The following is a 24292-nucleotide window of genomic DNA, read 5'->3' on the forward strand; positions in this document are numbered from 1 at the left end:
GGGTCAGTCCCCTCTTGTTTCCGGTGGATTCATGGCAAGCCTGCCATGCGTTCGGGTCACCACCAAGCCGCCGGGTAGCCAAACGCCGCCCTGGCCGCGCCACCGCGCGACCAGCGCGTCGACTGACCGCAGGTGGGCGTCGGTGAGGTCGCGCGCGCCGTGCGCGGCGAGCCAGTTCCGCAGGATCCTCCTGCGGAGGGATGCGGGCAGCGGCGCGAGCTCCCCGATGTCCGGTTTTTCGTGCCGTGCCAGGAAGTCCGCGGCGAGCGCGTCGAGCGCCTCGGAATCCTCCCTGAGCTGGGCGGCCGTGCGGGCCAGTGCCGCCGCGACCCCGCCGTTGAGGACGTCTTCCAACAGCGGCAGCACTTCCGCGCGCAGGCGCACCCTGGTGTACCGCGGATCGCTGTTGTGCGGGTCCTCCCACGGGGTCAGGCCGAGTGCGCGGCAGGCGTCCCGGGTGGTCGCGCGGGGCACGTCGAGGAGTGGCCTACCCCACGGGAGATCCACAGCACGCATGCCGGCGATCGAGCGGGGACCGGAGCCGCGGCCGAGCCCGAGCAGGACGGTCTCGGCCTGGTCGTCGCGGGTGTGGCCGAGGAGGACGATCCCTTGGTGATGTGCGCGGAGCGCGGCATAACGGGCGTTCCGGGCGGCCGCTTCCGGTCCACCCGGGCCGGTCACCTCGACCGCCAGTACTTCGGCGGAGTCCACGCCGAGCTTGCGCGCCGTTTCGGCCGCTTCCTCCGCCACGCGCGCGGAGCCCGCCTGCAGGCCGTGGTCGACGACCAGCGCCCGCACCGGCAGCCCGAGCCGCCGCCCGGCGAACACGGCGGCCTCGGTGAGCGCCAGCGAATCGGCCCCGCCGGACAGCGCCACGTCGATCGCGGGGACGCCGGGGCACTCCGCCAGCAGGTTCCGCACCGCGCGGCGCACCGCGGCGACCGCGGGGTGCGGGCCGGTCACGGGTGGACGCGCCGCACCCAAGCCTCGGGATCGGCGATCTCGGCCCGGGTCGGCAGCGTGTTGGGTGAGGTCCAGACGGCGTTGAACCCGGCCATCCCCACCCGGTCGACGACGTGCCGGGTGAAGGCCGCGCCCTGCGCGTACTGGCGGATCTTGGCGTCCACCCCGAGCAGCGCCCGCAACAGCCGGTCCAGCATGCCGCCGCCCTTGCGCCGCTCGGTGAACCGCGCGCGGATCGTCTCGACGCTGGGCACCACGCTCGGCCCCACCGCGTCCATCACGTAGTCCGCGTGCCCTTCGAGGAGCGTGGACAGCGCGAGCAGCCGGTCGAACACCTCGCGCTGCTCGGGCGAGCGCAACAGCTGCCCCACCGCGACCAGCCCGTCCGCCTTGGCGCGCCGGGCCTCGCGCAGCGCGTCCGGCAGCCTGCCGAGCAGGTCGGCCATCCCGTCGTCGTCGCCGGTGAGGCCGCCGACCAGGCGTTCGACCTCGTCGGCGAAGTAGTCGCGCAGCCAGCCGACGGCGGTGAACTGCAGCCGGTGCGTGCTCTCGTGCAGGCACACCCACAGCCGGAAGTCGCGGCCCGGCACCTGCAGCGCCTGCTGCGCGGTGACCACGTTCGGCGCCACCAGCAGCAGCCGGCCCCCGCCGTCCGGGCCGCCGAACGGGTCGTACTGGCCCAGCACGCGCGAGGCCAGGAAGGCCAGCACCACGCCGGTCTGCACGCCGGCGCCACCGGCCAGGACAGGCCCCAGTGGACCGGCCGGGTTCGGCGGCAGCGCTTTCGCGGTGAGCGCGTCGAGCCCGGCGGCGGCCGAGCGCACCCAGCCGGGCCGGTCCACCACGTCACCGGGGAGCAGCGGCAGCCCGGCGCCCAGCCCGGTCAGCTCGCGGACGTGGGCCTCGGCGTCGAGCGACAGCTCCCGCAGCTCGGTCACGGCCAGGCCGGCCTCCTCGCGGGAGACCACCGGCCCGCCGCGGGCGAGGAAGGCGCCCGTGGATGCGGCCAGTGACCAGTCCACGACCGGCCGGGACGCAACCTCGCTCATCGTGTTCACCTTCCCGAAGCTATCGGCAACCACAGCCCCTCAGCGAGGCCGCGACGACGTCCAATGCCGCCCGGGCGGGGTCCTGGTCGGCGCCGTCGGACATCAACGCGAACACCAGCACCCGGCCGTCCTCGTCCAGCACTACCCCTGCCAACGTGTGGACGCCGGACAGAGTGCCCGTCTTGGCGCGGACCCACCCCTTGCCGGACCGCGAGTTCGGGGCTTCGTAGCGGTCGGCGAGGGTGCCGCTGCCGCCTGCCACCGGCAGTCCGGCCAGCATCGGGCGCAGCTTCGCGGTGCGCGGGTCCTTCCCGTCCGGTCCCGCGGCGACGGCCAGCACCTGCGCGAGCAGCTTCGCCGGGACGCTGTTCTGCGGCGAGAGCCCGCTGTTGTCGCTCAGCTTGACCTGCGAGACGTCGAACCCGTTCTGGGACAACACGGACAGGGTCGCCTGCGCGGCGCCGGCGAACGACGCGTCGGCGCCGGTCGCGACGGCCGTCATCCGGCCGATCGCGTCCGCGAGCGTGTTGTCCGAGGCCTCCAGGGCGTGCGCGATCAGCTCGCTCAGCGGCGCGGACTTCACCTCGCCGAGCACCTTCGCGTCCTGCGGCGCCTTGGCAGGACCGGACGCGGTCGCGCCGAGGCGCTGCGCGAACGTCTGGAGCACGGCGTTCGCCGGCTGGGCGACCCGCACCGAGTGGTCGTTCGTCGGGACGGTGAGGCCGCCGTCGAGCATCACCGGCGTCATCGCGGCGGTGTAGATCGGGGCGTCGTCGGGCGCCCAGCCGGGCGCGGTCTGCGCGCCGGACCAGATCGAGGTGTCGATCTGCACCTTCTTGATCGTGCCGCCGCTGGCCTGCTTGACCTGCGCGACGAGATCGTCGAGGTGGGCGGCGCCCGCGTACACCGACTCCTGGCCTGCGGGCAGCGAGGACAGCGTGATGTCCCCGCCCGCGACGATGACGGCGGTGTCCGGCGACGAGCCCTGCACGACCTTGGTGCTCAGCTGCGTGCCCGCGTCCATCGCGAGCAGCGCGGCGGAGGTGGTCAGCAGCTTGGTGGTGGACGCCGGGGTGCGGAACTGGCCGGAGTTGCGGTCCCACAGCAGTTCGCCGGTCGCCGGGTCGATCACGGCGCCGGTGAGCGTGCCCAGCGCGGCGTTCGCGGCCGGGCCGGCCAGCGCCGAGGACACCCCGGACGACGTCGGTTCCGGCGACGACGCGCTGGGCGCCTTGAGCGAGAGGGCCACCGGCACTGGCTCCGGGCTGTCGCCCTTGGGCAGGTTGGGCGCCCACGGCAGGCCCAGCCGGTTGGAGACGTACGGCGTGGCCAGAGCGGCACCCACCGCGATGACCAGCACCAGGGCGACGACGCTGCTGATCAGCACGCCCTTGCGGCGGCGCTTCGGCTCCGGCTCGGGTTCGGCCGGCGGTTTCTCCTCGCCGGTGGTCGCCGCCGCGGGGTGGATTTCGCCGCTGGGCTCGATGCGCATCGGCTGCACCGGCGGGACGGCCGCGGGCGGCACCGGCTGCGACGGCTCGTGGCTCGGCGCGGGCTGCGGCCGGGACTGCGCCGGCTCGGCCGACTGCTGCGCCGACTGCGGCCGCGGCTGCGTCGTCGGCTCGGCGGACCGCTGCGGCTGCGGCTGCTGCGCCGACTCAGCGGGCTGAGCGGGCTGCGGCTCCGGCCGCGGGACCCGGTGCGGCTCGGTCTCCCGCTCCGGCACCTGCCGCAGGTCGATGACCTGCGTGCTTTCCGCATCCGGCTTGGCCGCCGGGATGAACTGGGTCTTCTCCGCGTCCCGCTCGGCAGGCACGAACAACGTCGGCGATTCGGGCAGGGAAACCTTGCCGGGCACCGGCAGCTGGGCCGTGGCGCCGCCGTCCGCGGAACTCTCCCCGCTGCTGACGTCGGTGTCTTCGGACGGCCACTCTGGCTGTTCGTTGCTCGGCACGCACCCCTCCTCCAGACCGGCGACACACCGCGGGCAAACTCACTGTTGTCAAGACGACATCGGTGCGACTTCCCAACGGCGCGTGGTCCACACTAGTGAGAACAAGTTAGCGAAACCGTAAGCCGCCGGTACCGGCGGGAAAAGACGAGGTCAGCGAGGACGCCGTGGAGTTCGACGCCACGATCGAAATCCCCAAGGGGGAGCGCAACAAGTACGAGGTGGACCACAGGACCGGTCGCATCCGCCTGGACCGGACCCTGTTCACGGCCACCCAGTACCCGGCCGACTACGGCTTCATCGACGACACCCTTGGGCAGGACGGCGACCCGCTCGACGTGCTGGTGCTCGTCCAGGAGCCGACGTTCCCGGGCTGCCTGATCCGCTGCCGCGCGATCGGCATGTTCCGGATGACGGACGAGAAGGGGCCGGACGACAAGGTCCTCGCGGTGCCGTCGGACGACCCGCGGCTGGAGCACCTGCGCGACATCCACCACCTGAACGAGTTCCACAAGCTGGAGATCGAGCACTTCTTCCAGGTGTACAAGGACCTGGAGCCGGCCAAGAGCGTCGAGGGCTCGCAGTGGGTCGGCCGCGCGGAGGCGGAGGCCGAGATCAAGCGCTCCTACCAGCGTGAGATCGACCGGCTCGCGAAGGAGGCCGCCGAGGGCGGCGAGCACCACTGAGTGCGGACGAACGAAAGCGCCCCTTCCCCGCGCGGGGAAGGGGCGCTTTCGTTCGTGCTCAGGCCCGGTAGCCGGGGATCGGGTACGCGGCCAGGAGGTCGCGGACCTCGCCGGCGATCTTGTTGATCGCGTCCTCGTCGTTCGCGGCGGCCGCGGCGATCGAGCGGTCGATCCACTCGGCGATCTGCGGCTGGTGCTCCGGCGTGAGACCGCGGGTGGTGATGGCCGCGGTGCCCAGCCGGATGCCGGACGGGTCGAACGGCTTGCGCGGGTCGAACGGCACCGTGTTGTAGTTCAGCTCGATGCCGGCGCGGTCCAGCGCCTGCGCGGCCGGCTTGCCGCCGATCTGCTTGCTGGTCAGGTCGACCAGCAGCAGGTGGTTGTCGGTGCCGCCGGACACCAAGTCGAAGCCGCGCTCGATCAGGGCCTCGGCCAGCGCCTTGGCGTTCGCGACGATCGCGTGGGCGTAGTCGCGGAACTCCGGCTTGGCCGCCTCGCCAAGCGCGACGGCGATGGCGGCCGTCGTGTGGTTGTGCGGGCCGCCCTGCAGGCCGGGGAACACGGCCTTGTCGATGGCCTTCGCGTGGTCGGCGTCGGTCATGATCATCGCGCCGCGCGGGCCGCGCAGGGTCTTGTGCGTGGTGGTGGTGATGACCTGCGCGTGGCCGACCGGCGACGGGTGCGCGCCACCGGCGACCAGGCCGGCGATGTGCGCGATGTCGGCCACCAGCACGGCGCCTGCCTCCTTCGCGATCTCCGCGAAGGCCGGGAAGTCGATGGTGCGCGGGATCGCGGTGCCGCCGGCGAAGATCAGCTTCGGCCGGTGCTCCAGCGCCAGCTCGCGGACCTGGTCGAGGTCGACGCGGCCGGTCTCCTTGCGCACGCCGTAGCGGACCGGGTTGAACCACTTGCCGGTGGCCGAGACCGACCACCCGTGGGTGAGGTGGCCGCCGTCGGGCAGCGCCATGCCCATCACGGTGTCGCCGGGGCTGGCGAAGGCGAGGTAGGCGGCCAGGTTCGCGGGCGAGCCCGAGTACGGCTGCACGTTGGCGTGGTCGACGCCGAACAGCGCCTTGGCGCGCTCGATCGCGATCTGCTCGACCTGGTCGATGAACTGCTGGCCCTCGTAGTACCGCTTGCCGGCGTAGCCCTCGGAGTACTTGTTGGTGAGGACGGAGCCGGTGGCCTCCAGCACCGCCTGGGAGACGTAGTTCTCGGAGGCGATGAGGCGGATCTTCTCCGCCTGGCGGCGCGCCTCGTCCTCGACGAGTCCGGCGATCTGCGGGTCGGCAGCGGTGAGCTCGGGGATGGCTGGCTGGTGCGTCATCTTCCTACTCCTGACACTGGCCACACCCAGGCGCGCGGTGCCGGCCTCGTCGGTCGCTTCCCGGTGGTGCTCCACCTCTACGGCGCCAGTCGCAAAAACGGACGCGTCCCAGCTTAGTCGACGGGTGCGACACCGTCGGCGTGCCGCTTGGCCAACTGCTGGTAGATGGCCGCGTTGTGGTCGACCCAGCCTCTCGCGGAGTCGGTCAGCGGCACGAACTTCTTGGCCGGGCTGCCCATCGCGATGACCTCCGGCGGCACCTGGGTGCCGGGCGTGACCGTGGAGCCGGCGGCGATCAGCGCGCGCTCGCCGATCACCGACTGGTCCAGCACGGTCGAGCCGTTGCCGATCAGGGCCTGCTCGCCGACCGTGCAGTCGTGCACGAGGCACATGTGGCCGACGGTGACGTTGCGGCCGATCTCGCACACGCCGGTGTTCACGTGGACCACGGAGTTGTCCTGGATGTTGGCGCCCTCGCGCACGATGATCTTGCCGAAGTCGGCCCGGAGCACCGCGCCGTACCAGATGGAGACGTCCTTTTCGATCACGACGTCGCCGATCAGGGTCGCGGTGGGCGCGATCCAGGCGTCCGGGTGCACGGTGGGGCTCACGCCCTCGAAGGAGAACAGAGGCATACCCGGAACCTTAGGGCAGACAGAGCGACTCGATCTCCTCACGGAGGGTGGCGAACGGGCGCCGCCGGACGCGCTGCTGCACGACCGCCCCGAGCAGGTAGGACATCAGGGCACGGGCGCGGGCCCGCGGGTCGATGACGCCGACGTCCGCCAGCAGCTCGGTGAGCAGTTCGGTGACCGACCGGAGCATCGCCTCGATCGCCTCCGGGTGGTCGGCCCTGCTGACGGCGATCCAGTACTCGAACCACAGGAACGCGGAGTTGGGGCGCTCGGTGAAGGCGTCCAGGTAGGCCTCCAGGACCGCCCACAGCTTGTCCCGCGGGTCGTCGTGACGGGCGGCCACCCCGCGGAGGTCGTCGAGGAACGTCGTGACGTGCGCGGCCATCGCACGGTCGACGAGCACGTCGGTGTCGCTGAAGTAGTAGTGGATCGCGCTCTTGGTGAGCGGGCTCGCGTCAGCGATGGCGCGGGCGGTGCACCCGGCGAGCCCGTCCCTGGCCAGCACCTGCCGGGCGGCTTCGACGATCTGCTCCTGCTTGGCGAGCTGGTTCGGCGAGAGCCGCTCGCGCTGCCCCGGCGGGGTGACGGTCACTGCGGTGTCCTCCTGGAACGACGAGGACGCCCAGCCTAACCTTCGGGACCGGTGTCCTGAACGGCCCCCGGGTGCTTGTCCCGGGGGCCGTCCGGACGGGTCCGCGTCACAGACCCAGGATGTCCAGCAGACCGCCGTCGTCAACGTCGTGGTCGGCGTAAGTGCCGTCGTGATCGGCGTGCGTGCCTTCCTCGGCGGTCGCAGCGGCGGCGCTGTACGACGCGCCGTCCGGGCCCGCCGTCGCCGACACCTGCTGGTAGGCGACACCCTCGTGCTCCTCGACGGTGTCCGCGGAGGCGATCCCGGCGGCCCCGAGCGTCAGCGGCAGGGCGATGGCGCCGGCGGCGACAGTGCGAGTGATCATGCGCATTCTCGATCGTCCTTTCTCTACCGACGAGCGGCAGATGAGGCGTTTTCTCCTTGCGCGAAGCCGTTTTCGGCCTCACCGGGTGGCTTGCCGGTGATCGGCGGGACTATTCGCGGCCGCCGGTGTGTCGAGCGTCACCGGAAGTGCCGGAGCGGTTACGTGGCGAGTATGAGGATCGCTCGCGTCTGGTTCGGGCTGCGCGCCCTGGTGGTGCTGACCGGCGTGGTCACACAGCTGTTCGTCACCTCGGGCGTGATGGGCGGCCGCTACGAGTCGCGGCCGCGCGGATGGCAAACGTGTTCGCCTACTTCACGATCCAGTCCAACCTGATCGCGGGATTCACGAGCCTGCTGCTGGCGATCCGTCCCCTGCGGACGTCCACAGTGTTCCGGACCCTGCGGCTGGACGGGGTGCTCGCGATCGCGGTCACCGGCATCGTGTTCCACCTCGTGCTGGCCGGTCGTCAGGACCTCACCGGGTGGGCATGGGTGGCCGACTTCCTGTTGCACACCGCGTCCCCGCTGCTCGGGGTGCTCGGGTGGCTGCTGTTCGGGCCGCGCCGCGCGGTCACCCCGCGGATCATCGGCTGGTCGGTGGTCTACCCGCTCGCGTGGGTGGCGGTGAACTGCCTGGTGATCGCGGTACTGTTCCTCGCGCTCGCGTTCGGCGCGATGCTGCTCGACCGGCGGCTAGGGCGTGGCCTCGATGACCCGGACGAGCCCCGTCTCCGGCGGGACGTGCAGGACCGCCCGGCCGAATCCAGCCGCGAGTAGCGCCGCCTCCGCCTCGGCCGCACCCGTGAAGTGCAGGTGCACCTGTCCGCGCACGAACGCCGACAGCGCCCGGGCGAACGCCCGCACCGCGAAGTCCGGGGTGGCCAGGTGCAGGTCAGAGAGGTACCGACCACGCTCGAACCGGCCCAGCGCCCTGGCGAAGCGCGCCCACATCGCGCGCACGGCCGGCTCGTCGAAGTAGTTGACCAGCCCCTCGGTGACGATCACCAGCCCGCGGGCCGGGTCGAGGTCCGCCACCAGCCGGTCCAGACCGGTCTCGTCGAGGACGTCCAGTTCGGCCACGCGGTGCCCGGGCCCGGCCGGAAGCGCGCCGCACAGGGTGCGGCGTTTGCGCTCGGCCATGTCCGGCAGGTCCGCTTCGAGGTAGGTGAGGCCGGGGTGGCGACGGGTGAAGCGCCAGCCGCGGGCGGACAGCCCGGCCGCGATCTCCACGACCTGGGTGATCCCGTCGCGCTCGACGGCGTCGGTGAGGAGCCGGTCGATCAGGCGGTGCCGGGCCAGCAGGAAGCCGTCGAGCGTCGGCCCGCCCAGCGCGCCGCTGGCCGCCATGAGCGGCCGCAGCAGCCCGTGCAGGATACGCCCCTCGGCGGTCGCGAAGGCGGGGTCGGAGAGCCCGCTGCGCACCCACACGAAGCCGGTGTAGTGGGCGGTCGGACTGATCGTCTCGGAGCGGCGGGCCATGGCCGGAGAGCCTAGGCCGGAAACGACGTCGGGGGCCCTCCGAGTGGAGAGCCCCCGACCGTTGCCGGAGCCGCCTAGGGGAATCGAACCCCTGACCTGCTCATTACGAGTGAGCCGCTCTGGCCGACTGAGCTAAGGCGGCAACACGAACCAGTGTAGCGGCCCCGTCCGCGTCACTTCAGCACCCCCCGCGTCGTTAGGCTGTGCGACGCCGATCACTCGAAGATCGGCCCGGTCGTACTGGGAGGACCTTCCATATGCGTCGACGCATGCCTCGCGCGCTGGCGCTGCCGGTCGCCGCGGTCGTGCTCGTCCTGTCGGCCACGCCCGCCGTGGCGCAGAGCACGATCCCCACCACCCCGACCCCACAGCCGGCCAACCCGGGGCAGCCACCGTTCGTCGGCCAGGAGGGTCCGCAGCCACTCGGCCACGCGGTCGCCGACGCGGCCGCCGCGCTCGGCGTGCTGCGCCTGCTGCCCAACTCGGTCCCGACCAGCACGATCCTGCCCGGCTACGGCGAGCAGCTGCCCAAGCAGTCCGCGCTCGAAGCCGGCATGGGCCTGTCCAGCGCGCAGGCGAACTCCGAGGCGCTGCTCAGCTACGAGAAGTCGATCGCCCAGTCCTCTCCGCTCGGGCTCGCGATCGGCGGGAACGCGCCGCAGGCGCCCGGCAGCCTCGTGCAGACCGCGCTGCCGGACAACGAGAAGCCGCTCACCGGCGGCCTCAACGCGCCGGAGAACCCGCTGCTCAACGTCGGCCTGCTGAACGGCAAGGTGCACGCCCGCTACAGCCCGACGCTCGGCCCGTGCGTCGGCACCATCGCCGACGCCAGCACCTCCGTGGCGAGCCTGTCGCTGCTCAACGTCATCCCGTCGCTGCCCAACCTGCCGATCGACGGCCTTGACCTGCAGAACGTGCAGCTGGCCGACGGTTTCGACCCGGCGCAGGGCCTGCAGACCCTCGGCGGCCTGCTCAGCGGCGGCAACCAGACCAAGTCCGACGGCACGAACTCCGTGCTCAGCCTGCCGAACACGCTGTCGTCGCGGTCGGTGGTGCAGTTGGTCGACATCCCCGGTTCGCCGAACAAGGCGGTCCAGTCGGTCTCCACGCTGCAGGCCGCGGACATCGAGATCCTCAAGGGCACCCCGCTGGAGCTGACGCTGAAGGTCGTCAGCCAGCCGACCCTCAAGGTCACCTCGACCGGCGACGAGAAGACCTCGAAGGTCGAGTACACGGCGCCGGTGATCACGATCGAGCGGCAGGGCAAGGTGCTCTACACGCTCGACGCGACCAACCCGACGAAAGACATCCCGATCGGCCTGCCACTGTCCGGCCTGTCCCAGCAGTTCGGCCCGCTGGAGGACCTGCCGGTGGTCGGCGGCCTGGTCGCCACCGCGCAGAAGGGCCTGCAGCAGGTCTCGGACACCGCGGGCAAGGTGCTCGACCTCGGCGTCCTGCGGCTGAGCATCGCCGAGCTGACCCAGAAGGGCCAGAACCTCACCGACCCGTTCAAGGGCTACCAGCTGGGCGCCTCCGCCCGGCTGCTGGACCTGCAGATCCTGCCGACCGCCGGGCTGAAGGACCTCCTCCCGGCGGGCAGCGACACGCTGCCGTCGTCGCTGGCGCAGCTGTCGCTCGGCGAGCAGATCGGGCGGGCGTACGCGCCCGAGGGCGGTGTCGTGTGCGGGACGACGACCACGCCGCCGCCGGGCAACGCGGCTCCCCCGGCCGCGCCGCAGAAACTCGCCTACACGGCCGGCGCCTACTCGGCGGTGCCGATGTTCTGGACCGGCACGGCGATGTTGCTGCTCGGGGTCGTGCTCGTCGCGGCGTTCCCGGCCCGGAAGCGGCTGAAGGCGGTGCCCGTGAAGCCGTCGCCACGGCCACGGGACTGACGTTCTGCGGAAGGGGCGGTGTCGCAACCGGCGCCGCCCCTTTTCACGCGTTCGTCAGCCGTGGCGCAGGGCCGTCAGCATCGCCTCCACCGCGATCCGCGGCTTGACGTTCCACAGGATCGCTTCGCGGCAGGCCAGCACCGCTTCCAGGCGCTTCAGCGTCGACTCCGCCGTCCACTGGCGTGCGGCCTGCTCGATGTCCTGGGCGTGGTCGGGGTGGTTGTAGCGGGCGTCGGCGCCGCTCACCGCCACCAGCACGTCCCGGTAGAAGCCCGCGAGGTCGACCAGCGCGAGGTCCAGCGTGTCGCGTTGGGTGCGGGTCGCCCGGGACTTCTGGCGCTTCTCCAGCTGCTTGACCGCCGCTTCGGCCGCGCGCTTGGCGCCGGCGACGCCCTTGCCGGTCGCGTCGCCGCCCATCGCGTTGCGCAGCTCCGCCTTCTCGGCCTCGTCGCGTTCCTTGCTCTCCTCCGTCGCGTCCGCTTCGGCGGCCGCGATCAGGTCGTCGGCGCAGCGGAACACGTCACCGGGACGCGACAGGCCCAGCGGGATCCGCAGCACCGCGGCCCGGCGCTTGCGGGCGTTGTCGTCCGTGGCCAGGCGCCGCGCGCGGCCGACGTGACCGCCGCACACCGACGCCGCCCATTCCGCCAGCTCCGGGTCGACGCCGTCCCGCTCGACCAGCACGCGGGCGATCGCCTCCGCGGCGGGCGTCCGCAGCGTCACCAGACGGCACCGGGAACGGATCGTGACCGAGATGTCCTCGGGGTGGTCCGACGGCGCGCACAGCAGGAACACCGTCCGCTCCGGCGGCTCCTCGACCGCCTTGAGCAGGGCGTTCGACGCGCCTTCCGTCAACCGGTCGGCGTCCTCGATGATCACGACCTGCCACTGCCCCGTCGTCGGGCGGCGAGCCGCGGCCTGGACCAGCGCACGCATCTCCGCGACCGAGATCGACAGGCCCTCCGGGATGACCAGGCGCACGTCGGCGTGTGTGCCGTGCATCGCCGTGCGGCAACCGGGGCACTGGCCGCAGCCGGTGCCGGTGATGCACTGCAGGGCCGCGGCGAACGCGCGGGCGGCCACCGACCGGCCGGAACCGGGCGGGCCGGTGAGCAGCCAGGCGTGCGTCATCGCGCCCGGCGGCGCGGGCTCGCCCGCGACGATCTGCGCCGCCGCCCGCGCTGCCGCGGACAGCACGTCGACGGCGTGGTCCTGCCCGACCAGCTGGCCCCACACCCCGGCCGGCGCGACGACAGCGGTCACCTGGCCTCCACCTCGGCGAGCGGCACCAGTCCGAGCTTGCGCTGGGCGAGCACGGCCGTTACCGCGGTGCGCACCCGGTCGCCGACCTCCTCCGCGGGCCCGTCGGCGTCCACCACCACGTAGTGATCGGGGTCGGCGGCGGCCATCTCGCTGAGCAGGTGCTGCACGCGCCACTGGTCCTCGACCGAGATCGGGCCGGGCGCGTTCGTGCCGGGGTCGGCGTCCAGCAGCACGGTCACGTCAGGCCGGAGGCGGCCGGTGGCCCAGTCGGCGAGCCCTTCCAGTTCCTTGGCGTCCAGTCCGGCGACGGCGGACAGGTGTGCGAGCGGCGAGTCGACGAAGCGTTCCATCACCACGATCGCGCCACCGTCCAGCGCGGGGTTGACGTTGCGCTCCACGATGTCGGCGCGCACCGCGGCGGCCGCGAGGGCCTGTGCCCGCGCCCCGGACAGCGACGCGTTGCCGATGAGCGCGGCGAGCCGCTCGTCGTCCAGCGCCGGGTCCTCGGCCAGCACCACCGGGCGCGGGCTGGCCGATCGCAGCCACTCGGCGAGCTTCGACGCCTGCACGGCGGTGTCCGCGGCCGTGGTGCCCTCCAGCGCGATGAGCAGGCCGTTCACCCGGCGCGGGCGGCGGCGGATCGCATTGCGCAGGTCGGCCATGATCGGCTCGGACCGTCGCGAGTCCATCTGCCGGTAGGCGATGACGCCGACGACCGCGGCGAGGGCGCCGCCGCCGAGCATCACCGGGCGGGTGCCGTCGATGATGATCGGGTTGCCCCAGACCGTGATCGTCCGCGGCTTCGTCAGGCCGATCAGCAGCGGCACCAGTGAGACCGACCCGAACACGATGATCTTCATCATCGACTGGTAGATCGCGTTGATCCGGCCACGGATCGCGTCGTCGACCTGCGAGCCGATGATCGTCACGCCGGTCAGGAACGCGGCGCCGGCGCACGCGCCAACGATCGCGACCGCGATCAGCGACACGGTCAGGTGCGGCGACAGCGCCACCAGGATCAGCGCCAGCCCGGCGAGCACGATCGAGATGCCGAAGAGCCGGTCGTGCGGCAGCCGCCGGGCCAGCTTCGGCGCGCCGCCCATGCCGGTCGCCAGCCCGATGAATACGGCCACGACCAGCAGGCCCCACGCGGAGTCGCCGGCCAGCAGGCTCGACGAATACGGCTTGGCCGACCCGACCACCGCGCCGCCCGCCGCGAACGCGCCAGCCGCGCCGATGAGCAGGCCACGGACCAGCGGCGTGCTCCGCACGTACTTGCCCGCGTCCTTGACCAGGGCGCCCAGCCCGGGCTTGTCCGCCTCCGCGATCGGCTTCGCGGCCTTCTCGGCCTGCTCGTGCGAGACCTTGGCCATCCGCGGCTTGCGGATCGACAGCTCCGGGATGCGGGTCAGCACCAGGATCGCGCTGGCCAGGTACAGCAGCGCGATGAGCACGACGATGACCTTGGCGACGCCGAGCTCACCGAAGAACCCGGACGGGAGGCCGACCGAGGCCGCGATCCGGGTCACCACGGCGTAGAGGCCACCCGCGGTGACCGTGGCGAGCCCGTACGTCATCACCAGGCCGAGCTGGTTGGCCGTCTCCACCTGGTCCGGGCGCCTGAGCAGGTTCGGGACCGCCGCCTCCTTGGACGGGATCCACATCATCGCGCTCGCGCTGGCCAGGAAGTTCGCGATGTAGAGCCACCAGGACGTGCCGACGAACGCTACCGACAGCAGGAAGCCGCAGCGGAACAGGTCGGCGACGAACATGACCTTGCGCCGGTCGAAGCGGTCGGCGAGCAGGCCGCCGAGCGGGGCGAAGATCAGGCCGGGCAGCAGCGCGGAGAGCAGGACGCCGGTGAAGGCGAAGTTCTGCGCGGTGTAGTTCGTGGTCAGCTGGGTCGCCAGGCTCGTCAGGCCCAGGATGGTCAGCCAGTCCGCGACGCTGCACAGGTAGGTCACGCCCCACAGCCGCCGGAACGGCCGGATCGCCAGGACCCGCCGGGCCCGGTGGATCGTCGAGGCGTCACGCCCTGCCGGCGCCTCACTTCCTGCGCCGGGTTCCACGTGCACGACCTCGCTGATCGGACCCACCCCACTCACTCCCGCGGCGCTGGGGAACCCCTCGCGCGACACACCGGCATCCCCCAACCGTGGGGCCAGGGTAGCTCTGCCGTTCTGAGAGTGCCCGTCGTGGTGGACGGTAGGCGTCCGAAACGCGAAGATCGTCCCGCCGCGGACTATTCGAAGATGCCGCTGAGCGTGTCGATCAAGCTGGACAGGAACTGGATCGCGAGCACGCCGAACACGACCATCAGCAGGATCGCGACGAGGAACGCCGCCGACCCGCTGGACGGTTTCGCCCTGCGGACCGAGCCGCCCTGCCCCGGCCGCGGCAGGCGGAACGACGGCTTCGACCACGAACCGATCCGCTGGCGCCCGGTCCACGTGCGCTGACGCGGCAGGATGCCCAGCGGCGGCGCGGGCGGCACCGCCGGGGCGGGAGCCGCGGGCGGTGTGTCGTCCACCGGCGTCTCGGCCGGCGCCGCCGGCTTGTCCGACATGGCCTCGATCATCTCGCGGACCTTCTCCGGGTCCGGCTCGACCGGCTTGGCCACCTTCAACGGCTGGTAGCCCTCTTCGTCGGCGACTGACCCCGAGACGGCGTCGCCGAACGTCAGCGGTGGCAGGCCGGACTGCGTGCCGTCGCCGAAACGACCGTCGTCCTTGGCCGGACCCATGGTGACCACTCCCGTGCGATCGGAAACACCTCGCCCCAGCGTAGTGGGCTTTTCGCGATGTGCACGCGCCCATCCGGGCAACCTCGTGATCACTGTGCGCAACCGGAAGTTCAGGCACAGGTCATCGCCGCCTCGACCGCGTCGGTCATCCACTGGGCGAGCCGGTCGCGGTCGGACGGGACCAGGAACAGTTGCGTGCCCTCGCCCGGTTCGGTGACCGTGGCCAGGACGTGCCGCCCCAGGTCGTTGTCCACCACCACGTAGCCGAGCCGCGGGAACTGCGCGCAGCGCCGGTCGAACGCCATCAGGTCGACCACGGTGGTGCCGGTACGCGGCCGCCGCAGGAACTCCCGCACCCGCGCCGCCCGGTCGGCGTCCCGCCCGGCCAGCTCACCCGAGGGGCCCGCCTGCAGCATCACCGAGCCGAACCGGCCGCGGCGCTGCTCGGGCACGAACCCGACCACCCGGTCGAACAGGGTGCGGAGCTCGCGGTAGCCCCAGCCGCCGACCTGCGTGCTGTCCGGCCGCCAGCTCCACAGCACCCCGGCGGCGGTGTCGGCGTAGACCCGCACGTCGAGCGGCCCGGCGAGCCCGCTGTGCACGCCGGTGAGCACCATCCGGATCGGACCGCGCAGCATCAGCGCGAACGCGCGCATCGCGTCGTCGGTCAGGCCGCCGCCCTCGACGAACGGCGAGTCCCGTAGCTGCGCCATCCAGGCGTTGTGCTCCTCGGCCTCGGCGACCAGGTCGGCCGGGTCGTCCGATCGGCTCAGCGGGTACCGGATCCGCTCGACGTCGTCGTCCGTCGCGTACGGCGCGTACAGGTCCCAGGTGCTCGCGCGCTCCGGCACGGCGTCCAGCACCGGCCGGGCGGCCTCGGTCAGCAGTTCGTCGATCGTCGTCACGGGGGCAGTGTGCACCCGGGGTACGACAGTTTTGGTCGAACTGCTGTTCGAGGCCTACTTCTTCGCGGCCGCCTTCTTCGCAGGGGCCTTGCGCGCCGGCGCCTTCTTCTTCGGCGCCGGGCCCTTCGCGCGCTTCTCGGCGAGCAGCTCGGACGCCCGCTCCGGGGTCAGCCCTTCGATGCTGTCGCCCTTGCGCAGGGTCGCGTTGTACTCCCCGTCGGTGACGTACGGGCCGAACCGGCCGTCCTTGACCACCATCGGCTTCTTGGACACCGGGTCCTCGCCCAGTTCCTTCAGCGGCGGCTTCGCGGCGCCCCGGCGGCCACGCTGCTTCGGCTCCGCGTAGATCTTCAGCGCCTCTTCGAGCGTGATGGAGAAGATCTGGTCCTCGCTCGACAGCGACCGCGAGTCCGTGCCCTTCTTCAGGTACGGACCGTAGCGCCCGTTCTGCGCGGTGATCTCCTCACCGGTCTCCGGGTCCTTGCCGACCACGCGCGGCAGCGACAGCAGCTTGAGCGCGTCCTCCAGCGTCACCGTCTCGATCGACATCGACCGGAACAGCGAACCGGTGCGCGGCTTCGGCTTCTTCGCCTTGCTGGTCTTCTTGCCCTCGGTCTCCTCGGGCTCCGGCAGCACCTCGGTGACGTACGGGCCGAACCGGCCCTCCTTGGCGACGATCCGGTGCTGGGTGACCGGGTCAACGCCGAGGTCACGGCCCTCCTGCGGGGTCGCGAACAGCTTCTCCGCGATCTCCACGGTCAGCTCGTCCGGCGGCAGGTCCTCCGGCAGGTTCGCGCGCTGCGGCTTGCCGTCCACCTCGCGCTCCAGGTACGGGCCGTAGCGGCCGACCCGCACGTGCACGGTGTGCCCGTCGTTGTCCTCGAACATCGGGATGGAGTTGATCTCGCGCGGGTCGATGTCCTCGACCCCGCCGCTGACCAGCTTCTTCAGCCCGCCGAGGCGGCCGACCGAGCCGTCCACGCCCTGCTCGCCGCCGAAGTAGAACCGCGACAGCCAGCGGGTGCGCTGCTCGTTCCCGGCCGCGATGCGGTCGAGCTCGTCCTCCATTGCGGCGGTGAAGTCGTAGTCGACCAGCCGCTCGAAGTGCCGCTCCAGCAGCCCGACCACGGCGAACGCGACCCACGACGGGACCAGCGCGGAGCCCTTCTTCCAGACGTACCCGCGGTCCTGGATGGTCTTGATGATCGACGCGTACGTCGACGGGCGGCCGATGCCCAGCTCCTCCAGCTTGCTGACCAGGCTGGGCTCGTTGTAGCGCGCCGGCGGCGTGGTCGCGTGCCCGTCCGGGGACAGGTCGGTCGCGGTCAGCGCCTGGTCCTTCACCAGCTGCGGCAGGCGGCTCTGCTTGTCGTCGGCCTCGGCGCCGGAGTCGGCGTCCACCGCCTCCACGTAGGCCTTGAGGAAGCCGGCGAAGGTGATCGTGCGGCCGGACGCGGCGAACACGCACTCCTCGCCCGTGCTCGCGGTGCCGGTGATGCGCACCGACATCGTGGTGCCCTTGGCGTCGGCCATCTGCGAGGCGATCGTGCGCTGCCAGATCAGCTCGTACAGCCGGAACTCGTCGGCCTGCAGCTCGCCGGCGACCTGGCCGGGCGTGCGGAACACCTCGCCCGCGGGGCGGATCGCCTCGTGGGCCTCCTGCGCGTTCTTGACCTTGCGGGTGTACTGCCGCGGCGTCGGCGAGACGTGGTCTTTGCCGTACAGCTCGGTCGCCTGGCTGCGGGCCGCCGCCAGCGCCGACTCCGACAGCGTCGTGGAGTCGGTACGCATGTAGGTGATGTACCCGTTCTGGTACAGCCGCTGCGCGATCTGCATCGTGGTCTCGGCGTTGAAGCGCAGCTTGCGGCCGGCCTCCTGCTGCAGCGTGGAGGTCATGAACGGCGCGTACGGCCGCCGCGTGTACGGCTTCTCCTCGACGCTGGTGACCTTGAAGTCCCGCTGGTGCAGGCCCTGGGCCAGCGCACGCGCCGCCGCCTCCTCCAGCACCCGGACGTCCTTGGCGTTCGCCTTGAGCTGCCCGGAGGCGTCGAAGTCCTTGCCGGTGGCCAGGCGCGCGCCGTCGACCGACACCAGGCGCGCCGGGAACTGGCGCGGGCTGGCGTCCTCGCCCGCGTCCATCGTCGCGGAGATGTCCCAGTACGAGGCCGAGGTGAACTTGATGCGCTCCCGCTCGCGCTCCACGACCAGCCGCGTCGCCACCGACTGCACCCGGCCCGCCGACAGCCGCGGCATGACCTTCTTCCACAGCACCGGCGAGACCTCGTAGCCGTACAGCCGGTCCAGGATGCGGCGGGTCTCCTGCGCGTCGACGAGGTCCCCGTCCAGCTCGCGGGTGTCCTCGGCGGCCGCGCGGACGGCCTGCTCGGTGACCTCGTGGAAGACCATCCGGCGCACCGGGACCTTCGGCTTGAGGGTCTCCAGCAGGTGCCAGGCGATGGCCTCGCCCTCGCGGTCGGGGTCGGTGGCGAGGAAGAGCTCGTCGACGTCCTTCAGCAGGCTCTTCAACTCGGTGACCTTGGACTTCTTGTCCGCGGAGACGACGTAGAGCGGCTCGAAGTCGTGGTCGACGTTCACGCCGAGCTTCGCCCAGGACTCGCCCTTGTACTTGGCCGGGACGTCCTCCGCCTTCGACGGCAGGTCGCGGATGTGCCCGACCGAGGACTCCACGACGTAGCCCGGGCCGAGGTAGGAGGCGATCTTGCGGGCCTTGGCGGGCGACTCGACGATCACCAACCGCCGACGACCGGCGCCGTTCGCCCCGGTGTCGTCCTTCTTCGTCTTCGTCGATCCAGCCACGCTGTCCGCTCTCCTGCTCCATCCCGCCGCTGCAGCAGCGGCGCCTGTTCAACCAGCAAGTGTGCACGTTGCCTGCCGGTGATGTCCCCCGAGGTGACGTAACACGCCGCCGCACTTCCCGGCCGGGACGGGCCGCGGCGTGCGTCATCTTCCCCTTTCCACACCTAGCACGTGATACCGGCCACACGCTTCGCGGGGCTTCTGAGTAGCCGTTCCGCTACGCTCCGCGTCATGTTCCGCCGCCTGTTCACAATCCTCGCCGTTCTGCTGACCGGTCCCGCATTGGCCGGGGTCAGCGCCGCGTCCGCCGCACCCGCCGACTACAGCGGCATCGTCAAGCTCAGCAACTGCTCCGGTTCACTCGTCCGGTTGCCCCAGTCGGACGAGTTCGACCGCGCGCTCGTCCTCACCAACGGTCACTGCCTGGAGTCGGGCATGCCGGAACCAGGCGAGGTCCTGGTCAACCGGCCCGCCAACCGCAAGATGGTGCTGCTCGGCGCCGACGGCCGCGAGCTGGGCCAGATCCGCGCGACGAAGCTCGTCTACGCCACGATGACCGACACCGACGTCGCGCTCTACGCCCTCGACTCCTCCTACCGGGAGATCGCCCGCGACTTCGGCGGGCACCCGCTGACCGTGGCGGCCTCGCCCGCCAACGTCGGCACCCCGGTCAGCGTCGTCTCCGGCTTCTTCGCCCGCACCTGGAACTGCTCGATCGAACGCGTCGTGTACTCGGTGCGCGAGGCGGGCTGGACCTGGAAGGACTCGATCCGGTACGCGCCCGGCTGCGACACCGTCCACGGCACGTCCGGCTCGCCGATCATCGACCAGGGCAGCCGGGAGGTCGTCGGCATCAACAACACCGGCAACGACAACGGCGAGGTCTGCACGTTCAACAACCCGTGCGAGGTCGACGAGAACGGCGTGGTGTTCGCCCGGCAGGGCCTGACCTACGGGCAGCAGACCTACCGGATCCCGGCCTGCTTCGCCAAGAACAACCAGCTCAGCCTGGTTCGGGACGGGTGCCTGCTGCCCAAGCCCAACGTGGCGCTGCCGGTTCCCATTCCCGCCTGAATCACACCGCCTGCCGGGCCGGTGCGTGCTGCGGCCACACCGGCTCGGCGCCCGGCGGGGGCATGCCGATGAGCTCGGCCAGCGTCGCGAGACGGCGGCGGCCGGTGACACGCACGGCGGGCCCGCCGCCCTTCGGCCCCACCACCTGCGCCGGCACGCCGAGCTGCCGGAACGCCTCGGCGAGCGGCTCGTGCGTGCCCGGCGCGCGCTCGTCGACGGCCAGCAGGTACCCCTGGACACCCGGACGTCCCGCCGCGAGCGCCCACAGCCGCAGCGCCGCGCCGGTCAGCCGGAACCGCCCCGGCAGCGACTTCCCCTCGTCGTCGAGCCACGCCCTGGCCAGCCCGATCAGATCGGACCGGAACGCGGTGCGGACCACCGGTCCGCCGTCCTCGGTCCGGCCCAGCTCCGCCGCGACCCCGCGCCTGCCGAACTCGGCGACCAGCACCCGCGCGCGCCACACCTCGTCCACCTCGACGGTGAGGCGGGCGGCCGTGCGCGCGAAACCGGTGATCTGGCCCTGCCCGCACAGGACGCCGCTCAGGTCGGCGATGTCCGGGCCGCTCGCCTCCGCCGAGAAGAGCGACATCTGATCCACAGCGGACAGGGTAGAACACCCGTTCGATTTCCCGCGAGTCGTCGCGTGGAAAAAGTTCTTGAAGTTGACGCAACGTCAAGCTCTACCGTGGTTTTCACGGGCGAGGATGGAGACGAGATGGACGAACCGCTGTCGATCGTCCAGGTGTCCAAGGCCTCCGGGGTGACCTCCCGGACCCTGCGGCACTACGACGACATCGGCCTGCTGCCACCGGCCTTCGCCGACACCAGCGGGAGGCGCTACTACCAGCGGGAACAGCTCATCCGGCTGCAGCAGATCCTGCTGCTGCGGGAGCTGGGACTCGGCCTGGACACGATCGCCGAGGTCCTCGACGGGTCCGTGTCCAGGGCCGAGGCCCTGCGGCTGCACCGGAAATGGCTGCTGGCGGAGCGCGATCGGCTGGACCGGCTCGCCGACACCGTCGCCCGGACCATCGAAGAACTGGAAGGAGGGGAACACATGTCCGCCAAGGAACTGTTCGAGGGGTTTTCGCCGCACTCGGAGAAGGCGAAGTGGCTGGCAGAGGAAGCGGTGGAACGGTGGGGTGAGGACGCCGTGCAGTCGCACGAGCGGAGCAAGCGCTGGTCGGACGAGAAGTGGGACGCCGTCAAGCGGCAGGGCGCTGAGGCGGCCGAGCGGCTGGCCGAGCTGCTCCGGGAGGGTGTCCCGGCCGACGACGAGCGCGCGCTCGACGCGGTCGCGGCCCACCGCGCCTGGCTGGAGAGCTTCTGGACGCCGGACGCCGAGTCCTACACCGGCCTCGGCCGGCTGTACAGCGACGACGAACGCTTCCGCGGGGTTTACGAGGCGATCCACCCCGGGCTCGCCGAGTACCTGCGTGACGCGATGGCCGCGTACGCCCGCGCCCGGATGAGCTAGCGGGGCGCGGCGGTCACCTGCACCGTGAGCTGCTGGCACACCGGGGCGTGCGCGATCGCGGTGGCCAGCTCGGGCACGGTGTCGAAGCGGTTCAGCAGGTCGAGGCGGGACACCTCGTCCAGCGGGCCGTGCGCCTGCCCGAGCGTGGCCTCGTCGATGTCGCTGGCGTCCGTGGAATCGAGCCGCTGCCGGACGGCGGAGGCGCGGTCGCGCACGCCCTGGAAGTCGGCCACGGCCTGGGCCCGCACCTGGTCGCCACCTGGCACCGGGGACGGTGGCAGTTTGCCGAGCCCGTCCAGCGCGCGGTCCAGTCCGCCGATCACCGACCCGAGCAGTTCGCTCGACGTGCGCACGGCGCGGTGCGGGCTGCTCGGGTCCACGCTCGGCATCGTCGCCAGGCCCTGGACCAGCGAGCCGACGGCGACGCAGTAGTCGTCGGCCCACCGCGCGGCGGCGTCCTGCTGCCGGACCTGTTCCTGCGACAGGCCGGGGCCGCCCGGCTCGACGGTTCTCGCGGGCTGCTGGCCGCATCCGGAGAGGCCCACGCAGAGCCCGGTCAGCACCACCAGAAACAGCGACTTCCCGGGCCGCACCCACACACCTCCAGCTGCCGACGTGAGCTCTTTCCCGACGGTACCGAGACGATTGCGGATCACAACCGCCGGGCATGGAAAAGGCCGGGCCCGTCACGCTCCGTGCGCGACGAACCCGGCCTTCCGGACGTGTCAGGCGGTCTTCGCCGGGGTGGCGTCCTCGCTCGGCGTCTCCGTCATGACGCTCGCGCGCCGCTTCGACACCACGATCGCGGCGATGATGATCGCCACCGCGACCAGCGAAATCGCGATCCGCACGCCCGCGGAGGCGTCCGGCCCGATCGAGAACTGCACGACGGCGGGCGCGATCAGCACCGAGACCAGGTTCATCACCTTGATCAGCGGGTTGATCGCCGGGCCCGCGGTGTCCTTGAACGGGTCGCCGACGGTGTCGCCGATGACCGTCGCGGCGTGCGCCTCGGAGCCCTTGCCACCGTGGTGGCCGTCCTCGACCAGCTTCTTCGCGTTGTCCCAGGCGCCACCGGAGTTGGCCAGAAAGATCGCCATCAGGGTGCCGGTCGCGATCGCCCCCGCCAGGTAACCGGCCAGCGCGCCGGTGCCGAGGCCGAAGCCGACGGCGATCGGGGCGAACACCGCGAGCAGACCCGGGGTGGCCAGCTCACGCAGCGAGTCGCGGGTGACGATGTCCACGACCTTGCCGTACTCGGGCCGCGTGGTGCCCTCCATGATCCCCGGAATGTCCCGGAACTGGCGGCGCACCTCGTACACCACCGCGCCCGCGGCGCGGGACACGGCGTTGACCGCGAGACCGGAGAACAGGAAGACCACCGCGGCGCCGATGATCACGCCGACCAGCGTGTTCGGGCTGACGATGGTGTCCACGAACGACTTCACGCCCGCCGCGGACTCGCCGATGTCGGCCAGCGCCTTGGAGATCGAGTCCTGGTACGAACCGAACAGCGCGGTCGCCGCCAGCACGGCGGTCGCGATCGCGATGCCCTTGGTGATCGCCTTGGTGGTGTTGCCGACCGCGTCCAGCTCGGTCAGGATCTGCGCCGCGTTCTCGTCGACCTCGCCAGACATCTCCGCGATGCCCTGCGCGTTGTCCGAGACCGGGCCAAAGGTGTCCATCGCGACGATGACGCCGACCGTGGTCAGCAGACCGGTGCCGGCGAGCGCGACCGCGAACAGCGCGATCGTGCCGCCGAGCAGGTAGGCGCCGAACACCGCCGCGCCGATCACCAGCGCGGTGTAGACGGCCGACTCGAAGCCGACCGAGATGCCGGACAGGATGACGGTCGCGGCGCCGGTCCGCGAGGTGTCCCCGACGTTCTTCACCGGCCCGTGCTCGGTGCCGGTGTAGTAGCCGGTCAGCTTCAGGATCACGCCGGCCAGCACGATGCCGATGATCACGGCGACGAACGCGATGAGCGCCGGGTTGCCGTCGATGCCCGCCTGGTCCGCGCCGAACTCGGCGAACGAGCCGGGCAGGTAGACAAACGCGGCGATCGCGCACAGCACCGCGGAAATGGCTGCCGAGATGTAGAACGAGCGGTTGATCGTGACCAGGCCGTTCTCACCGGAACGGGCGCGCGTGATGTAGACGCCGATGACCGCGGTGATGACACCGATGGCGGGCACGATCAGCGGGAACAGCAGGCCGTCGACACCGAACGCGGTGCTGCCGAGGATGAGCGCGGCGACCAGGGTCACCGCGTAGGACTCGAAGAGGTCGGCCGCCATGCCGGCGCAGTCACCCACGTTGTCGCCCACGTTGTCGGCGATGGTGGCCGCGTTGCGCGGGTCGTCCTCCGGGATGTTCTGCTCGACCTTGCCGACCAGGTCCGCGCCCACGTCGGCGGCCTTGGTGAAGATGCCGCCGCCGACACGCATGAACATCGCGATCAGCGCGGCGCCGAAGCCGAAGCCCTCGAGCACCTTCGGCGCCTGGCCGGTGTAGACGAGCACGACGACCGCGGCGCCGAACAGGCCGAGGCCGACGGTGAACATGCCGACCGCGCCGCCGGTGCGGAACGCGGCGCGCATCGCCTTCTCCCGGCCGCCCGGCTCGCGGGAGGCGGCGGCGACCCGCAGGTTGGCCCGCGTCGCCAGCCACATGCCGGTGTAGCCGATGAGGAACGAGAACACCGCGCCGACGAGGAAGAACAGCGAGCGGCCGATGCGCTCGTTCCAGTCCTCCGCCGGGAGCGCGAGGAGCAGCAGGAACACCACTACACCGAAGATCGAGAGGGTGTTGCGCTGCCGCTTCAGATACGCGGCCGCCCCTTCCTGTACGGCCTTGGCGATGTCCTGCATCTTCGTGGTGCCCTGGCCGGCGGCCAGCACCTCCTTGAGCAGGAGCCAGCCGATGACCAGTGCGATCAGGGCGATGACGGCGACGACGGCCGCGATGCCGTAGTCACCTCCGGAAAACTCGAGGCCCTCCGCGAGGGTCTGCCGGGACATCCGTCCTCCTGGAAACGTTCCTGTCGCCAGTGACAGCTCGCCTTCCGAAAGCC

21 protein-coding genes, 1 tRNA gene and 1 riboswitch are annotated in these 24292 nt (G+C 71.6%); of the genes, 5 read left to right on the forward strand and 17 right to left on the reverse strand.

Translation table 11 applies throughout. From position 1 onward, the window contains the following. Positions 1-3: 3 nt before the first annotated feature. The 3 genes from tilS to dacB are packed head-to-tail and all read right to left on the reverse strand — an operon-like array spanning position 4 to position 3966. The gene (gene tilS / locus AMETH_RS32910; RefSeq protein WP_017985442.1) at positions 4-963 is read right to left on the reverse strand and encodes a tRNA lysidine(34) synthetase TilS; all 960 of its coding nucleotides are present in this window, start codon (positions 961-963) and stop codon (positions 4-6) included. Then, complete coding sequence (locus AMETH_RS32915) at positions 960-2012, reverse strand: zinc-dependent metalloprotease (RefSeq protein ID WP_020486750.1); 1053 nt, start codon at positions 2010-2012, stop codon at positions 960-962. The genes tilS and AMETH_RS32915 overlap by 4 nt, the downstream gene beginning before the upstream one ends. 19 nt (positions 2013-2031) lie before the next feature. After that, the gene (gene dacB, locus AMETH_RS32920; RefSeq protein WP_017985444.1) at positions 2032-3966 is read right to left on the reverse strand and encodes a D-alanyl-D-alanine carboxypeptidase/D-alanyl-D-alanine endopeptidase; all 1935 of its coding nucleotides are present in this window, start codon (positions 3964-3966) and stop codon (positions 2032-2034) included. Positions 3967-4130: 164 nt separating this feature from the next. Between dacB and AMETH_RS32925 the strand changes: the two genes are divergently transcribed. Next, a complete protein-coding gene (locus tag AMETH_RS32925; protein WP_017985445.1) occupies positions 4131-4649 on the forward strand; it encodes an inorganic diphosphatase in 519 nt (172 codons plus the stop codon). A 58-nt stretch (positions 4650-4707) separates the two neighbouring features. On the opposite strand, the gene AMETH_RS32930 is transcribed toward AMETH_RS32925, so the two are convergent. The 4 genes from AMETH_RS32930 to AMETH_RS32945 all read right to left on the reverse strand — a co-directional run bounded on the left by AMETH_RS32930 (position 4708) and on the right by AMETH_RS32945 (position 7567). Then, a complete protein-coding gene (locus AMETH_RS32930; protein WP_017985446.1) occupies positions 4708-5976 on the reverse strand; it encodes a serine hydroxymethyltransferase in 1269 nt (422 codons plus the stop codon). 17 nt (positions 5977-5993) lie between these two features. After that, positions 5994-6079: riboswitch (ZMP/ZTP riboswitch) on the reverse strand. Between the two features lie 10 nt (positions 6080-6089). Further along, positions 6090-6611 carry a gamma carbonic anhydrase family protein gene (locus AMETH_RS32935; RefSeq protein WP_017985447.1) on the reverse strand — a complete coding sequence of 174 codons (522 nt, stop codon included), beginning with the start codon at positions 6609-6611 and terminating at the stop codon, positions 6090-6092. Between the two features lie 10 nt (positions 6612-6621). Then, the gene (locus tag AMETH_RS32940) at positions 6622-7203 is read right to left on the reverse strand and encodes a TetR/AcrR family transcriptional regulator (RefSeq protein WP_017985448.1); all 582 of its coding nucleotides are present in this window, start codon (positions 7201-7203) and stop codon (positions 6622-6624) included. Between the two features lie 106 nt (positions 7204-7309). Beyond that, positions 7310-7567: a hypothetical protein gene (locus AMETH_RS32945; protein WP_223842998.1), complete on the reverse strand. Its 258-nt coding sequence runs from the start codon at positions 7565-7567 to the stop codon at positions 7310-7312. A 290-nt stretch (positions 7568-7857) separates the two neighbouring features. Between AMETH_RS32945 and AMETH_RS32950 the strand changes: the two genes are divergently transcribed. Continuing rightward, entirely contained in the window at positions 7858-8343 is a 486-nt protein-coding gene (locus tag AMETH_RS32950; RefSeq protein ID WP_223842999.1) for a Pr6Pr family membrane protein, read from the forward strand. Here the strand turns inward: AMETH_RS32950 and AMETH_RS32955 are convergent. Both AMETH_RS32955 and AMETH_RS32960 read right to left on the reverse strand, forming a co-directional pair. Next, a complete protein-coding gene (locus tag AMETH_RS32955) occupies positions 8260-9045 on the reverse strand; it encodes a class I SAM-dependent methyltransferase (RefSeq protein ID WP_017985451.1) in 786 nt (261 codons plus the stop codon). The genes AMETH_RS32950 and AMETH_RS32955 overlap by 84 nt on opposite strands. 68 nt (positions 9046-9113) lie before the next feature. Beyond that, positions 9114-9187, reverse strand: a tRNA-Thr gene (locus AMETH_RS32960). 127 nt (positions 9188-9314) lie between these two features. Between AMETH_RS32960 and AMETH_RS32965 the strand changes: the two genes are divergently transcribed. After that, positions 9315-10940, forward strand: a complete 1626-nt coding sequence (locus AMETH_RS32965; RefSeq protein ID WP_017985452.1) for a hypothetical protein — start codon at positions 9315-9317, stop codon at positions 10938-10940. A 54-nt stretch (positions 10941-10994) separates the two neighbouring features. On the opposite strand, the gene AMETH_RS32970 is transcribed toward AMETH_RS32965, so the two are convergent. The 5 genes from AMETH_RS32970 to topA all read right to left on the reverse strand — a co-directional run bounded on the left by AMETH_RS32970 (position 10995) and on the right by topA (position 18668). Then, on the reverse strand, positions 10995-12203 hold the full coding sequence (locus AMETH_RS32970; protein WP_017985453.1) for a DNA polymerase III subunit delta': 1209 nt from the start codon (positions 12201-12203) through the stop codon (positions 10995-10997). Beyond that, entirely contained in the window at positions 12200-14299 is a 2100-nt protein-coding gene (locus AMETH_RS32975) for a bifunctional MFS transporter/dTMP kinase (protein ID WP_017985454.1), read from the reverse strand. Before AMETH_RS32975 ends, AMETH_RS32970 begins: the two co-directional genes overlap by 4 nt. Positions 14300-14445: 146 nt before the next feature. Continuing rightward, positions 14446-14946, reverse strand: coding sequence for a hypothetical protein (locus AMETH_RS32980; RefSeq protein WP_223843303.1), 501 nt, complete (start codon positions 14944-14946; stop codon positions 14446-14448). Positions 14947-15056: 110 nt separating this feature from the next. After that, positions 15057-15851: a hypothetical protein gene (locus AMETH_RS32985; protein WP_017985456.1), complete on the reverse strand. Its 795-nt coding sequence runs from the start codon at positions 15849-15851 to the stop codon at positions 15057-15059. A gap of 54 nt (positions 15852-15905) precedes the next feature. Beyond that, positions 15906-18668, reverse strand: a complete 2763-nt coding sequence (gene topA / locus AMETH_RS32990; protein WP_017985457.1) for a type I DNA topoisomerase — start codon at positions 18666-18668, stop codon at positions 15906-15908. Between the two features lie 231 nt (positions 18669-18899). On the opposite strand from topA, the gene AMETH_RS32995 reads away from it, so the two are divergent. Further along, on the forward strand, positions 18900-19742 hold the full coding sequence (locus AMETH_RS32995; protein WP_017985458.1) for a trypsin-like serine peptidase: 843 nt from the start codon (positions 18900-18902) through the stop codon (positions 19740-19742). Between the two features lies 1 nt (position 19743). On the opposite strand, the gene AMETH_RS33000 is transcribed toward AMETH_RS32995, so the two are convergent. Then, positions 19744-20331, reverse strand: a complete 588-nt coding sequence (locus AMETH_RS33000) for a hypothetical protein (RefSeq protein WP_085929383.1) — start codon at positions 20329-20331, stop codon at positions 19744-19746. A 126-nt stretch (positions 20332-20457) separates the two neighbouring features. Between AMETH_RS33000 and AMETH_RS33005 the strand changes: the two genes are divergently transcribed. Beyond that, on the forward strand, positions 20458-21219 hold the full coding sequence (locus AMETH_RS33005; RefSeq protein WP_017985460.1) for a MerR family transcriptional regulator: 762 nt from the start codon (positions 20458-20460) through the stop codon (positions 21217-21219). Here AMETH_RS33005 and AMETH_RS33010 read toward each other — a convergent pair. Further along, the gene (locus tag AMETH_RS33010; RefSeq protein ID WP_026153588.1) at positions 21216-21812 is read right to left on the reverse strand and encodes a hypothetical protein; all 597 of its coding nucleotides are present in this window, start codon (positions 21810-21812) and stop codon (positions 21216-21218) included. The two genes, AMETH_RS33005 and AMETH_RS33010, sit on opposite strands and share 4 nt — an antisense overlap. Before the next feature lie 132 nt (positions 21813-21944). Beyond that, positions 21945-24239, reverse strand: coding sequence for a sodium-translocating pyrophosphatase (locus AMETH_RS33015; RefSeq protein ID WP_017985462.1), 2295 nt, complete (start codon positions 24237-24239; stop codon positions 21945-21947). Positions 24240-24292: the final 53 nt, after the last annotated feature.

This window comes from Amycolatopsis methanolica 239, assembly GCF_000739085.1.
Classification (GTDB): Bacteria; Actinomycetota; Actinomycetes; order Mycobacteriales; family Pseudonocardiaceae; genus Amycolatopsis_E; species Amycolatopsis_E methanolica.

Coding starts and splice junctions, on each gene's coding strand:
- AMETH_RS32915 (WP_020486750.1), bottom strand. CDS start 2,012: ATGAGCGAGGTTGCGTCCCGGCCGGTCGTGGACTGGTCACTGGCCGCA.
- AMETH_RS32930 (WP_017985446.1), bottom strand. CDS start 5,976: ATGACGCACCAGCCAGCCATCCCCGAGCTCACCGCTGCCGACCCGCAG.
- AMETH_RS32935 (WP_017985447.1), bottom strand. CDS start 6,611: ATGCCTCTGTTCTCCTTCGAGGGCGTGAGCCCCACCGTGCACCCGGAC.
- AMETH_RS32945 (WP_223842998.1), bottom strand. CDS start 7,567: ATGATCACTCGCACTGTCGCCGCCGGCGCCATCGCCCTGCCGCTGACG.
- AMETH_RS32950 (WP_223842999.1), top strand. CDS start 7,858: ATGGCAAACGTGTTCGCCTACTTCACGATCCAGTCCAACCTGATCGCG.
- AMETH_RS32955 (WP_017985451.1), bottom strand. CDS start 9,045: ATGGCCCGCCGCTCCGAGACGATCAGTCCGACCGCCCACTACACCGGC.
- AMETH_RS32965 (WP_017985452.1), top strand. CDS start 9,315: ATGCCTCGCGCGCTGGCGCTGCCGGTCGCCGCGGTCGTGCTCGTCCTG.
- AMETH_RS32980 (WP_223843303.1), bottom strand. CDS start 14,946: ATGGGTCCGGCCAAGGACGACGGTCGTTTCGGCGACGGCACGCAGTCC.
- AMETH_RS32995 (WP_017985458.1), top strand. CDS start 18,900: ATGTTCCGCCGCCTGTTCACAATCCTCGCCGTTCTGCTGACCGGTCCC.
- AMETH_RS33000 (WP_085929383.1), bottom strand. CDS start 20,331: ATGTCGCTCTTCTCGGCGGAGGCGAGCGGCCCGGACATCGCCGACCTG.
- AMETH_RS33005 (WP_017985460.1), top strand. CDS start 20,458: ATGGACGAACCGCTGTCGATCGTCCAGGTGTCCAAGGCCTCCGGGGTG.
- AMETH_RS33015 (WP_017985462.1), bottom strand. CDS start 24,239: ATGTCCCGGCAGACCCTCGCGGAGGGCCTCGAGTTTTCCGGAGGTGAC.